The 12,536-nt window shown below is 45.8% G+C and carries 11 protein-coding genes and 2 pseudogenes; 12 read left to right on the top strand and 1 reads right to left on the bottom strand.

Annotated features, from left to right (window positions below):
• Positions 1-117 precede the first annotated feature (117 nt).
• The 10 genes and pseudogenes from rhuM to mmuM form a co-directional block, all read left to right on the top strand.
• Positions 118-705, top strand: a pseudogene (gene rhuM / locus C1G49_RS01560) (RhuM family protein); the annotation flags it as partial.
• A gap of 19 nt (positions 706-724) precedes the next feature.
• Positions 725-1,168, top strand: a complete 444-nt coding sequence (locus tag C1G49_RS01555) for a dUTP diphosphatase (protein ID WP_024388517.1) — start codon at positions 725-727, stop codon at positions 1,166-1,168.
• Positions 1,169-1,174: 6 nt separating this feature from the next.
• On the top strand, positions 1,175-2,539 hold the full coding sequence (gene radA / locus C1G49_RS01550) for a DNA repair protein RadA (protein ID WP_105124345.1): 1,365 nt from the start codon (positions 1,175-1,177) through the stop codon (positions 2,537-2,539).
• Positions 2,540-2,980: 441 nt separating this feature from the next.
• On the top strand, positions 2,981-3,739 hold the full coding sequence (locus tag C1G49_RS01545) for a TIGR00266 family protein (RefSeq protein WP_105113414.1): 759 nt from the start codon (positions 2,981-2,983) through the stop codon (positions 3,737-3,739).
• Positions 3,740-3,875: 136 nt separating this feature from the next.
• Positions 3,876-4,322 (top strand): LytTR family DNA-binding domain-containing protein, encoded by a 447-nt coding sequence (locus C1G49_RS01540; RefSeq protein ID WP_105124344.1) that lies wholly within the window; start codon positions 3,876-3,878, stop codon positions 4,320-4,322.
• A gap of 4 nt (positions 4,323-4,326) precedes the next feature.
• Entirely contained in the window at positions 4,327-4,992 is a 666-nt protein-coding gene (locus C1G49_RS01535; protein WP_105124343.1) for a hypothetical protein, read from the top strand.
• Positions 4,993-5,078: 86 nt separating this feature from the next.
• A complete protein-coding gene (locus tag C1G49_RS01530; protein ID WP_105124342.1) occupies positions 5,079-6,359 on the top strand; it encodes an MFS transporter in 1,281 nt (426 codons plus the stop codon).
• Positions 6,360-6,537: 178 nt separating this feature from the next.
• Positions 6,538-7,992, top strand: a complete 1,455-nt coding sequence (gene gltX / locus C1G49_RS01520; RefSeq protein ID WP_105124340.1) for a glutamate--tRNA ligase — start codon at positions 6,538-6,540, stop codon at positions 7,990-7,992.
• Between the two features lie 137 nt (positions 7,993-8,129).
• Positions 8,130-9,506, top strand: a complete 1,377-nt coding sequence (locus tag C1G49_RS01515; RefSeq protein WP_105124339.1) for an amino acid permease — start codon at positions 8,130-8,132, stop codon at positions 9,504-9,506.
• Between the two features lie 12 nt (positions 9,507-9,518).
• Positions 9,519-10,466, top strand: a complete 948-nt coding sequence (mmuM, locus tag C1G49_RS01510) for a homocysteine S-methyltransferase (RefSeq protein WP_105124338.1) — start codon at positions 9,519-9,521, stop codon at positions 10,464-10,466.
• A gap of 49 nt (positions 10,467-10,515) precedes the next feature.
• Here mmuM and C1G49_RS01505 read toward each other — a convergent pair whose 3' ends face one another.
• Complete coding sequence (locus C1G49_RS01505) at positions 10,516-11,016, bottom strand: NUDIX hydrolase (protein WP_105124337.1); 501 nt, start codon at positions 11,014-11,016, stop codon at positions 10,516-10,518.
• Between the two features lie 119 nt (positions 11,017-11,135).
• Between C1G49_RS01505 and C1G49_RS01500 the strand changes: the two genes are divergently transcribed.
• Positions 11,136-12,011 (top strand): VOC family protein, encoded by an 876-nt coding sequence (locus C1G49_RS01500; RefSeq protein WP_105124336.1) that lies wholly within the window; start codon positions 11,136-11,138, stop codon positions 12,009-12,011.
• 33 nt (positions 12,012-12,044) lie between these two features.
• Positions 12,045-12,380 (top strand): annotated as a pseudogene (locus C1G49_RS01490) (hypothetical protein); the annotation flags it as partial.
• Positions 12,381-12,536 lie beyond the last annotated feature (156 nt).

Below are 12,536 nucleotides of genomic sequence, written 5' to 3'. Positions count from 1 at the left end.
AGTAATTATAGCACTAACCTGAACGAAGTTCAGCGAACGTCTTTAGACGTCGCTGGAGAGAAACGGCTTATAGCCGGTGTACAAGCCACCCGTTTTCACGGGTGGTTATGACTGGAAAAAGATTATTTCCGTGAGCTCTTAGAACGAGTTCGTTCTATCCGTGCTAGTGAACGACGAATTTGGTTACAAATCACAGATATTTTTGCAGAGATTGCGATTGATTATGACGCTAATAGCTTGATGACTAAGCAATTCTATGCTCATGTGCAAAATAAATTTCATTATGCGATTACAGGTAAAACAGCTGCAGAAATTATTTATGAAAAGGCAGACCACACCAAAGCGAACATGGGGTTGGTAACCTGGAAGCACTCTCCTGACGGACGTATTTTGCAATCGGACGCTCTTGTGGCTAAAAATTATCTGAGCGAAAAGGAAATTCGTTCGCTGGAACGTAGTATTTCAGGCTACTTTGACTATCTGGAGCGACAAATTGAGCAAGGAAAAACTCAGACCATGCAAGATTTGGCAGATAGTATTGACCGATTTTTAGCCTTTCAAGATTATGAGCTTTTAGAGGGGCATGGTCAAATTACAAGGCAGGTAGCCAAGGAGAAAGCTCGGTCAGAATATGCAATTTTTAATAAGACCCAAAAGATAAATTCTGATTTTGAAAAATTACTAGAAGATTTATCTTCAAAATAAGTACTCGAAAGGAAAACACATGAAAATCCGTGGATTCGAACTGGTCAGCCAGTTTACTGATGAAAACTTATTGCCAAAACGTGAGACAGCCCACGCAGCAGGTTACGACCTGAAGGCTGCGGAGAGGGTCAGCTTAGAGCCAGGTGAGATTAAGCTGGTGCCAACAGGTGTCAAGGCCTATATGCAGGCTAATGAGGTTCTCTATCTCTACGACCGTTCGTCTAACCCTCGCAAGAAGGGGCTGGTTTTGATTAACTCGGTTGGGGTTATCGACGGCGATTACTATGGCAATCCAGCCAATGAAGGTCATATCTTTGCCCAGATGCGAAATATCACAGAAGAAACTGTCGTGGTGGAAGCTGGGGAACGAATCGTACAGGCTGTTTTTGCACCCTTCCTCTTGGCTGACGGCGACCAGGCCGATGGCGTTCGGACGGGCGGATTTGGTTCGACGGGGAAATAGGAGGAAATCATCATCGCTAAGAAAAAAACAACCTTTGTCTGTCAATCCTGCGAGTACCACTCGCCCAAGTATCTGGGCCGTTGTCCCAACTGTGGCTCCTGGTCTTCCTTTGTCGAGGAAGTGGAAGTCGCTGAAGTTAAGAACGAGCGGGTCAGCCTGACAGGTGAGAAGACCCGTCCGATGAAGCTCAATGAAGTGTCGTCCATTCAAGTGGCCCGCACCAAGACCAACATGGAGGAGTTTAACCGCGTCCTTGGTGGCGGCGTGGTGCCGGGCAGTCTAGTTCTCATTGGAGGCGATCCAGGGATTGGCAAGTCCACCTTGCTCCTGCAAGTATCCACTCAGCTGTCCACCATCGGCACCGTTCTCTATGTGTCGGGGGAAGAGTCTGCCCAGCAGATTAAGCTCCGTGCCGAGCGTTTGGGCGACATTGACAGCGAGTTCTATCTCTATGCGGAGACCAATATGCAGAGCATTCGGACCGAGATTGAGAAGATAAAACCAGATTTCCTGATTATCGACTCTATCCAGACCATTATGAGCCCTGACATCTCCAGCGTGCAAGGATCTGTCAGTCAGGTCCGTGAAGTGACCAATGAGCTCATGCAGATTGCCAAGACTAACAATATTGCAACCTTTATCGTCGGCCACATGACCAAGGAAGGTACTCTGGCTGGACCGCGGACCTTGGAGCATATGGTAGATACCGTTCTTTATTTTGAGGGCGAGCGGCAACACACCTTCCGTATCTTGCGGGCGGTCAAAAACCGCTTTGGCTCTACCAACGAAATCGGCATTTTTGAAATGCAGTCGCAGGGCTTGGTCGAAGTTCTCAATCCAAGTGAGGTCTTTCTGGAAGAGCGTCTGGACGGAGCGACAGGCTCTGCTATTGTCGTGACCATGGAGGGCACTCGCCCCATTCTTGCGGAAGTGCAGGCTCTGGTGACGCCGACCATGTTTGGCAATGCCAAGCGGACCACGACAGGCTTGGATTTCAACCGTGCCAGCTTGATTATGGCGGTTTTGGAAAAACGGGCAGGCCTGCTCCTCCAAAACCAAGATGCCTATCTCAAGTCAGCAGGTGGAGTCAAACTGGATGAGCCAGCTATTGACCTAGCAGTCGCAGTTGCCCTTGCCTCCAGTTACAAGGACAAGCCAACCAACCCACAAGAGTGCTTTATAGGCGAAATCGGTCTGACAGGGGAAATCCGCCGCGTCAATCGGATTGAACAACGGATTAACGAAGCCGCCAAATTAGGCTTTACCAAGGTCTATGCCCCAAAAAATTCCCTGACAGGCATCAAGGTGCCCAAGGAAATCACCGTTATCGGCGTGACTACCATTGGCGAAGTCTTGCAGAAAGTGTTTTAGCTAACTGTGTATAGCTGGATTTAAATAAAAAAGATAATAACCTTCGAAAATCAAAAGCAGACCTTGTTGACTTGATTTGATGAGTGAAAGGCTCCAGTGGAGTCTTTCAGCCTGTTACCTTGAAATAAAATAGTAACAGGGTTCTATCTGTATAAGTAGAAACGAACTACGTTCGCCTATCTCCAACCTCCAAAGGTTCCCCAAACCTTTGGAGCTAGTCTATTTTGGATTTTCATTGAGTATAAATGTGAGAGTTTGCAATGAGACTCTCATATTTTTTTATAAAAATACTTGACACTGTTGTTTTTTAGGTGTAGAATTGTGTTATAAAAATAATACAAAAAGAAGTTGAAAATGATTTGGTTTATTTTAGCTTGTTTTTGGTTTATTATGGCTATCCTGTGGTTAACAGGAACTTTTCGTAAAAAATAGGAGGCAACTATGTCAGACAATCGGATGAAATATACTATCGACAGCAATATGCAATTTCCTTTGGTGGAAATCGCCTTAGAAGCTGGTGAGTCAGCTTATATCCAGCAGGGAAGCATGGTTTACCATACACCAAGCGTGACCTTAAATACCAAGCTCAATGCCCGTGGTGGTTCTGGTTTTGGCAAGCTCATGGGGGCCATTGGTCGTTCCATGGTATCAGGTGAGTCTATGTTTATCACGCAAGCCATTTCCAATAGTGACGATGGCAAAATTGCGCTTGCGCCTTCAACGCCAGGTCAGGTTATTGCCTTGGAACTGGGTGCAGAGCAATACCGCCTCAATGATGGTGCTTTTCTTGCCCTAGATGGTTCTGCTCAATATAAGATGGAGCGCCAGAGTGTCGGTCGGGCCTTCTTTGGTGGTCAGGGTGGTCTCTTTGTGATGACGACGGAAGGAAGAGGAACTCTATTGGCAAATGCCTTCGGTTCGATTAAGAAGATTGAACTGGATGGTGGGAGCATTACCATTGATAATGCCCATGTGGTAGCCTGGAGCCGTGACCTCAACTACGATATTCACATGGAAAATGGATTCTTGCAATCGATCGGTACAGGGGAAGGCATTGTGAATACCTTCTCAGGCTACGGGGAAATCTATGTACAAAGTTTGAATATTGAAACCTTTGCCCAAGTAATCGGTAATCATATTGTTGGTGCTGGTGGCGATGGTGGCGGTGGCAGTTCCTCTCTGCTTGACGCGATTTTTTAATACTCAACCAGCTACGGCTGGTTTTTTATATGCCTGATGTTACCACTTACCCTCTCATTTTTACCACTTACTGAAATGCCCTTGCAAAATTCGAGTAAGTTGATATAATAAAACCAGAAAAAGCAAAGGAGGTCTTATGAAAGTTCGGATTGAATTAGATGACAGCTTAGAACAAGTCGAAGTGATTATCAGAAGCAGTCAGTTGGGGCCTGAGTTGGAACAAATCCAGCAAGCTTTGAGTCGCCTGAGCCGTCCTAGCCTGGTCTTTTACAAGGGCACTAGTGAGTATTTCTTGAAACTGGAAGACCTGCTCTTTTTTGAAACCGATGGGACCAAGCTGATGGGGCATACTAGAGATGACGCCTATGAAGTCAAGATGAAGCTCTATGAACTGGAAGATTGTCTCCCTGCTCATTTTTGCCGGGTTTCCAAGTCTACCATTGCCAATGCCAAAGCCATCTATTCGCTGGACAAGTCCTTTTCAGGGACTAGCCGGATTTCCTTTTATAAGACCCACAAGGAAGTCCATGTGTCGCGGCATTATTACCATTTATTAAAAGAAAAGTTACAGGAAATGAGGTAGGAAGATGAAAAAAAACGGTTTAGGGATAGCTCTGCTGGTCTTGGCGGGTCTGGTCTTGTTTCAAGACTACTTGCCAGTTATGAAGTTTCCTCTTTGGAAATTAGCGCTGGTAGTTGGATGGAGTTATCTCTTTTTCAAAGCAATGATAAAAAAACAGTTGGTCACAAGCTTTATCTGGGGAACCTTGGTCTTTATTATGCTAAACAATCATTTTGATTGGCTGGAAATTGATACCTGGACCTTGATTTTAGGTGCAATACTGGCATGTGCAGGTTTGAAGATGCTGATTAAACCTAAGATGAGCAGGAATGCCATTGACACAAAAGGTTTTGGTACAGGGGTGATTGGCGACAAGGGTAGGGAAATAGCTTTTGGTTCCTCTACTCGTTATATTCATGAGGAGAATTTTATCCAGGATAGTGTGGAGGTGGCCTTTGGCTCCAGTATGGTTTACTTTGATCAGGCGGTTATTCTGGGAGATACGGCTGAATTTCATATCGATGCGGCCTTCGCGTCAGTTGATCTGTATCTGCCTGCTAACTGGCAAGCTGTTGTACAAGTAGACAGCGCCTTGTCAACCACTAATAATTATGCATCTGAGCCAAAAGAAAAGATTCTTTTGGTAACAGGTGACCTAGCCTTCTCAAGCTTAACCATTTATTCTATATAAAGGATGAAGAGGAAAGTCTTTCCAGGCTCCTCTGTAAGATAAAAAGTCGGAATATTCTGGAAATTACTCAAAAGAAAGGGATTATCATGAAAAAGATTTTGAAAAATGCGACTTACCTCTGGGTACTGACTGCGGATATGCTGTCCAATTTTGGCGATGTGGTCTATTATCTTGCCCTGATGAACTATGTCTTGCTGGTGCCCAACAGCCGTCTGGCGCTGGCGATTGTGACCTTCTCGGAAATCTTTCCTAGCTTTATGGGCCTCTTCACAGGCTATCTGGCAGACAAGACAGTCAACAAGATTGGCACTATCAAGCTGACCCTCCTCTTTCGTGTGGCCCTCTACCTCATCCTCGGTTTCTGCATGGGCTTTGAGCCAGCCCTCTGGATTGTCGTGATGGCTGCAAGCTTCAATGTCTTTGCAGACTTCGCTGGCTTCTATGAAAATGGCCTCTATACACCTCTGGGATTGCGCGTAGCGCCCAAGGAAGAGCGGGAGCAGTACTCGGCCTTTCGCCAGACCGTGACCAGCCTCCTCAACATCGCCTCTCAGGCCCTTTCTGCCCTCTTGGTCGGCCTCCTCTCCTACCAAAACCTGGCCTTTCTCAACGCCTGCACCTTTTTGGCCGCCCTCCTCATCATGCAGCTGCTGACGCCAGCCTTTCGCAAACTCCTGATGGAGCAGCCTTTGAAAATAGCAGAGCAGCCGAGCCAGCCCAAGCCGGAAACCAAGGGGCCGGGCATTCTAGCTTCTTTCAAGCAAGCCATCGTGGAGCTGCGCAAGATCCCCGAGTTCCGACTGGTCCTGATTACCAGCCCCATAATCAACGCCTGTGGAGCGATTCTCTATCCTATTTTGGTCCTGCTGATTAGCGAAGACCCAGACCCCGTTTTCCTCAATGTTGAGACCACCCTTGCCCTGACCATTTTGATTTTCTTTGTCGGCAACATCTTGGGTTCGACCTTGGTCTTTACTCTCTTCAAAAAGACCAGCATGGTGACGCTTGAAGTGGCTGCCACTTTCTCTCTACTGGGAGTGTTTGTCGGAATGTTGTTTCATCAACTGCCAATTATTTTCTTCTTCCTTACTACAATGGGAATTAGTTCTGGAGCTAGCGGTCCCAAGTTTAATGCCAAGTTTGTCAATTCCATGCCAGAGGAGCAGTTGGCGACCATTGGTGGAGCGGTATCGACCTATTTTATGCTAGGTCAAGCTTTTACTCGACTACTGGTATCAGGTCTGGTCTTGGTATTGACTGTCAATCAGATTAGCGGACTTTTCCTAGCGGCAACAGGCTTCTTGGTCCTCTATGTCCTCTACTGGCTGGCTAGTAATCAAAAAACACCTCAAAATCAGTCTATCTAGGCTGATTTTTTCTATCTTCTTATGCTTATCTATGCTATAATGTTCTTGATTGCTACTCTTCGAAAATCAAATTCAGACGTCGTTGACTTGGCTTGATGAACTTCAGTTCTATCTTCGTCTGCATCGCCTAGTCTGATTTCGATTTTCATTGAGTATGAAAATTTTACAGGAGAGAAACATGACTAAACCAATTCGTGTGCGTTACGCACCAAGTCCAACGGGACTGTTGCATATCGGAAATGCCCGTACAGCATTGTTCAACTATCTTTTTGCCCGTCATCACGGCGGTACTTTCCTTATTCGTATCGAAGACACAGACCGCAAGCGCCATGTGGAAGACGGCGAGCGTTCTCAGCTTGAAAACCTGCGTTGGTTGGGTATTGACTGGGATGAAAGCCCAGAAACCCATGAGCAATACCGTCAATCAGAGCGTTTAGATATTTACCAAAAGTATGTTGACCAACTCTTGGCAGAAGGTAAGGCCTATAAGTCTTACGTGACAGAAGAAGAATTGGCGACAGAGCGTGAGCGCCAGGAAGCTGCGGGCGAAACACCTCGCTACATCAATGAATACCTTGGCATGTCTGAAGATGAAAAAGCAGCCTACGTTGCAGAGCGTGAGGCGGCTGGTATTGTCCCAACTGTTCGCTTGGCTGTCAATGAAGCTGGTATTTACAAGTGGAATGACATGGTTAAGGGCGAAATCGAGTTTGAAGGTGGCAACATCGGTGGCGACTGGGTTATCCAAAAACGTGACGGCTATCCAACCTATAACTTTGCCGTGGTTATTGACGATCATCTCATGGAAATCTCGCACGTTATCCGTGGGGACGATCACATTGCCAATACACCCAAGCAACTCATGGTCTATGAAGCACTTGGTTGGGAAGCGCCAGAATTTGGTCACATGACCTTGATTATCAACTCTGAGACTGGTAAAAAACTGTCCAAACGTGATACCAACACCCTTCAGTTTATCGAAGATTACCGTCGTAAAGGGTACATGCCTGAAGCTGTTTTCAACTTTATCGGTCTCTTGGGTTGGAACCCTGGTGGTGAAGAGGAAATCTTCTCCCGTGAGCAATTTATCCAACTCTTCGATGAAAATCGTCTCAGCAAGTCACCAGCAGCATTTGACCAGAAGAAAATGGACTGGATGAGCAATGAGTACATCAAAAATGCTGATCTGGAAACTATTTTCAACCTTGCTAAGCCATTCTTGGAAGAAGCGGGTCGCTTGACAGACAAGGCAGAGAAATTAGTGGAACTTTACAAGCCACAAATGTCATCTGCGGATGAAATCGTTGGTTTGACAGACCTTTTCTTCTCTGATTTCCCAGAATTGACAGACGAGGAAAAAGAAGTCATGGCAGGCGAAACGGTACCGACTGTCCTCAATGCCCTCAAGGAAAAATTGGAAGCCATGACGGACGAAGAGTTCCAACCAGATAATATCTTCCCACAAATCAAGGCTGTTCAAAAAGAAACAGGCATCAAGGGCAAAAACCTCTTCATGCCTATCCGTATCGCCGTTTCAGGCGAAATGCACGGACCAGAGTTACCAAATACCATTTACCTCCTCGGCCGTGAAAAATCTATCCAGCATATTGATAATATGTTGAAATCTTTGTAAGATAAAAAATCCCCGCTGTCCTGTGACGGTGGGGATTTGTCATAGTTTGAAACTATAGCGCTTGCATTGAAAACGGTATAACGATTTTCTGAAAAACTGTGTTATCATAAATAAATCATTACTATTTAGGAGAGTTTATGGAAAATCATAATTTTGAAAATCAAGGCACCTTTAACCGTGAAATGAACAGCCGTCATTTGCAGATGTTGTCCATCGGTGGGGTAATTGGTACAGGTTTGTTCCTGAGTTCAGGCTATACTATTGCACAGGCTGGACCATTTGGAGCTATTGCAGCTTATCTTTTTGGAGCTGTTATGGTTTATTTGGTCATGTTCTCTCTAGGGGAGCTTTCCGTAGCCATGCCAGTGACTGGGTCTTTCCATACTTATGCGACTAAGTTCATCAGTCCCGGAACAGGTTTTATGGTGGCCTGGATGTATTGGCTTTGCTGGGTAGTCGCTCTGGCATCACAGTTCGTAGGAGCAGCTCAACTCATGCAACGTTGGCTTCCTAGTGTGCCAATTTGGATTTTTGCAACGATTTTTGCGGTCATTGTCTTTGGGTTGAACACGTTGTCTGTTGGCTGGTTTGCTCGAGCAGAGGACGCACTTTCCTCTGTCAAAGTCTATGCCATTGCAGCCTTTATCGTACTCGGGACTCTTGCTATTTTTGGCGTCTTGCCTTTTGAAGGAACCAATGCAGCGCCGTTATTTAACAATATCACAAGTGACGGTTTGCTCCCTAACGGACTAGTTGGATTTATCTCGGTCATGCTATCCGTCAACTATGCCTTTTCAGGTGTGGAAATGATTGGAATTGCCGCTGGGGAAACAGACAATCCCAAGAAGGCAGTGCCGCAAGCCATTAAATCGACCATCGGTCTCTTGGTTATCTTCTTTGTTTTGACCATCGTGGTCTTAGCAGCTTTGCTTCCCATGTCAGAGGCAGGTGTGACGGAAGCACCGTTTGTGCTTGTCTTGGACAAGATTGGCTTCCCTTACGCAGCGGACATTATGAACTTCATCATTTTGACAGCTATCTTATCAGCCTCAACTTCAGGACTTTACGCTTCAAGTCGTATGCTTTGGTCCTTGGTCAATGAGGGCATGATTAGCAAGGAATTGGTAAAAATCAACAAGCATGGTGTTCCAATGCGTGGCATGATTTTGTCCATGGTTGGTGTTGTTATAGCCTTGATTGCCTCAATTTATGCAGAAGATACTATTTTCTTGGCCTTGGTTTCCATCGCTGGTTTTGCGGTTGTCATTGCTTGGTTGGCTATTCCGCTTGCACAAATCGGTTTCCGACGTGAATTTTTGAAGAATCATAGCGAAGATGAATTGGAATACAAGACGCCATTTTCACCGACTTTGCCATGGATTACAGTTGTTTTGCTGGTTATTTCCATCATCGGCATCGGTTGGGATCCTTCTCAGCGTGCAGGTCTTTACTTTGGTGTACCTTTTATGATTGGTTGTTATGTGTATCATTACATTCGCTTTAAAAAGTGGTAAGGAGAAACTCGTATGGGTCGTTTTAAGGAACTATTAGAAAATCAAGAGTTTGTCATTTTACATGGTGCTCTTGGGACGGAATTGGAATTTCGAGGTCATGATGTATCAGGTAAGCTCTGGTCTGCCAAGTATCTGTTGGAGAATCCCCAGCTAATCAAGGACATTCACAAGGATTACATTCGTGCAGGTGCGGACTTGGTTACGACATCAACCTATCAGGCGACTTTTGAAGGTTTGGCGGAAGCTGGTTTGTCACAGGCTGAGGCTGAAAAGTTGATTCGTCTGACAGTTGATTTGGCTAAGGAGGCTCGAGACGAGGTCTGGGCTGACTTGTCGGAAACTGAAAAAACAAGTCGCACTTATCCACTTATTTCAGGCGATGTTGGTCCCTATGCAGCTTATTTAGCCAATGGCGCAGAATATACAGGTGATTATGGCAACATTAGTTTGGAGGAGCTGAAGGCTTTTCACCGTCGTCGGATGGAGCTCCTCTTAGAACAGGGGGCTGAACTCTTGGCCTTGGAGACCATTCCTAATTTTCTTGAAACACAAGCCTTGGTAGAGTTGCTGGCAGAGGATTTTCCAGAGGTAGAGGCCTATATTAGCTTCACTTCACAGGACGGACAGTCGATTTCTGACGGGACAGCTATTGAGAAAATAGCAGAGCTGGTCAACAGCAGCGAGCAGATTTTGGCGGTTGGTCTCAACTGTACAGCTCCTTCTCTCTACCCAGCCTTTCTCAGTCAGTTGAGAGAGAAAACGGATAAACCATTTGTCACCTATCCAAATTCGGGTGAGGTCTATGATGGAGCCACTCAAACTTGGAAAGAAGAAGCTGACCATAGCCACAGCCTTTTGGATAATACTCTTGAATGGCACGAACTGGGTGCCAAGGTAGTTGGAGGCTGCTGTCGTACTCGACCAGCCGATATTGCCGACCTAGTGGCAGGTTTGAAATAAATGAATCCCCGCTATCCTGTGATAGCGGGGATTTGTCTGTTAGGGGAATTTAGCTTTCTAAAAACAAGCTTTCCACATAGTCCTTCTGCCTTGGAATGACTAGCTCTGTTTCCAGGAAATCTTTCAAATTTTCTTGTGGGACCCAGATGTAGTTGCTAGTTTCTTCGGCTTGGAGTTGGATAGCAGCTTTGTCCCAGTCGGTTTCAGCCCAGTAGCAGTGGAAAATGCACTGGTCATCATGGGCGACAAAGTGTGTATGGTGGCGGAGTTGGTCAGCTGACAGCTCAATGCCTGTCTCTTCGCGGACTTCGCGCAAAATGGCCTGCTCTGCTATTTCCCCAAACAAAGCTGAACCTCCTGCTGTCGCTTCATAATAGTCAGGGTAGGAGGGCTTGGTGCTGTCGCGTTTCATGAAGAGGGTGCTGCCGTCGCGGTGGCGGATGATACAATCGACGACCAGGTGGTAGAGGCCGTTGGGAATGGTTTCTCCGCGTGTGAGAGTGTGTTCGGTCAAGTGACCGTCGGCTGTGTAGGCGTTCCAGATTTCCATATTTTGCTCCTTTTCTAGATTGGTTATTCATTATAGCACATCTGTAAGTGCAAGGCAACGTGTTTTATTTTTGTACGGACAAATGTTATACTGGGGCTACTAACTCAAAGGAGAAATCAATGCAAACCATTATTCCACATCTCTGGTACGATACAGAGGCAAAAGAAGTGGTAGCTTTCTATGTAGAACTCTTCGGTGGCAATGTTGACTGGACCTACACCATTACGGATACGCCTTCGGGTGATTCGGATTTGATTCAGTTTCAACTGGGCGATATGACCTTGGCGGCTATTAGTGCGGGTCCATACTTTAAGCTCAATGAGTCCATGTCCCTCATGGTCAATGTAGCCAGCAAGGATGAAGTGACACGTTTGTACCAAGCCTTGTCAGAAGGCGGTCGTATTCTCATGCCTTTGGGAGAATATCCTTTCAGCCCTTGCTATGTCTGGTTGGAAGACCGCTTTGGTCTGTCTTGGCAACTATCTTATGCACCCGACTTGGACAAGCCTTATCAGTTTGACATCTGCCTGCTCTTCTCACAGGACCAGGTCGGTTTGGCCCAGCCTATGTTGGACTACTATAAGGACAAGCTCCCTCAGGCTAGTGTCGGTCAAGTTTCCTACTACGGCGAAGGGGAGGCTGCTGTTGAGGCTGCCAAACTGAACTATGCAGAACTTCTTGTCGGTGGACAGAAAATGATTGTTATGGACCACGGTTACGGTGGCGAAGCTACATTCAACGAAGCCTTCTCGCTCATGGTCTATGTGGATAGTCAGGACGAACTCAATTTCTATTATGACCTCCTGTCAGCAGTGCCAGAGGCGGAAATGTGCGGTTGGGTCAAGGACCAGTTTGGGATTTCTTGGCAGGTTGTACCGCGGATTTTGATGGAAGCATACGATACGGCTAGTCCAGAAACCGTCAAGGCTGTTAATGATGCCGTTCTGCAAATGCGTCGTCTGGATTTTGACCAGATTAAAGAGATTTTATCCTAAAAGGCTGACTTCGGTCAGTTTTTTTCCTTGTGAACAGTCAACAGAGAAGTTCTTTCAAATGCGACTGAGTTGGCAGATTATTCGGCCAGCAAGGGAATGCCCTTCCGCCAGGCTCATGAAATTGTCGGAAAACTGGTCTTGGAATGCAGCAAGGCAGGCTACTATTAACAAGATGTGCCTTTGGAACACTACCAAGAAATTTCTCATTTGATTGAATTGGTCATCTACACGGTCCTTCAATCAAAAACAGCAGTCCACCGTGTCAATCGCTTGGCGGGACAGTTTTTACATAAATTTATCTGCAAATGCAACAAGCAAAAGAAAATGCAGCAGTATCAAAAAGCCTCTAAAGACACGACAGATGCATGAAGAACATTTTGTTTTCAGAAATCATGTTTTCAAGGCATCGTCAGTTTTTGGAAAAAATGTGATATAAGACCTCGGAAATGAGGGATTAACTTCGCTGAAGTGTAAGTTTTTTGAAAATATTTTGAAAAAACGTATGTAACCTGAAAATAGTTACAT

Origin of the sequence: Streptococcus suis (assembly GCF_002960625.1) — a bacterium.
Taxonomy (GTDB): domain Bacteria; phylum Bacillota; class Bacilli; order Lactobacillales; family Streptococcaceae; genus Streptococcus; species Streptococcus suis_T.
The sequence above is the reverse complement of the archived record's forward strand: the minus strand, read 5'-3'. Positions and strand labels throughout refer to the sequence as shown.

Coding starts and splice junctions, on each gene's coding strand:
- C1G49_RS01535 (WP_105124343.1), top strand. CDS start 4,327: ATGAAAAAAAACGGTTTAGGGATAGCTCTGCTGGTCTTGGCGGGTCTG.
- C1G49_RS01545 (WP_105113414.1), top strand. CDS start 2,981: ATGTCAGACAATCGGATGAAATATACTATCGACAGCAATATGCAATTT.
- C1G49_RS01555 (WP_024388517.1), top strand. CDS start 725: ATGAAAATCCGTGGATTCGAACTGGTCAGCCAGTTTACTGATGAAAAC.
- C1G49_RS01530 (WP_105124342.1), top strand. CDS start 5,079: ATGAAAAAGATTTTGAAAAATGCGACTTACCTCTGGGTACTGACTGCG.
- gltX (WP_105124340.1), top strand. CDS start 6,538: ATGACTAAACCAATTCGTGTGCGTTACGCACCAAGTCCAACGGGACTG.
- mmuM (WP_105124338.1), top strand. CDS start 9,519: ATGGGTCGTTTTAAGGAACTATTAGAAAATCAAGAGTTTGTCATTTTA.
- C1G49_RS01505 (WP_105124337.1), bottom strand. CDS start 11,016: ATGGAAATCTGGAACGCCTACACAGCCGACGGTCACTTGACCGAACAC.
- C1G49_RS01515 (WP_105124339.1), top strand. CDS start 8,130: ATGGAAAATCATAATTTTGAAAATCAAGGCACCTTTAACCGTGAAATG.
- C1G49_RS01540 (WP_105124344.1), top strand. CDS start 3,876: ATGAAAGTTCGGATTGAATTAGATGACAGCTTAGAACAAGTCGAAGTG.
- C1G49_RS01500 (WP_105124336.1), top strand. CDS start 11,136: ATGCAAACCATTATTCCACATCTCTGGTACGATACAGAGGCAAAAGAA.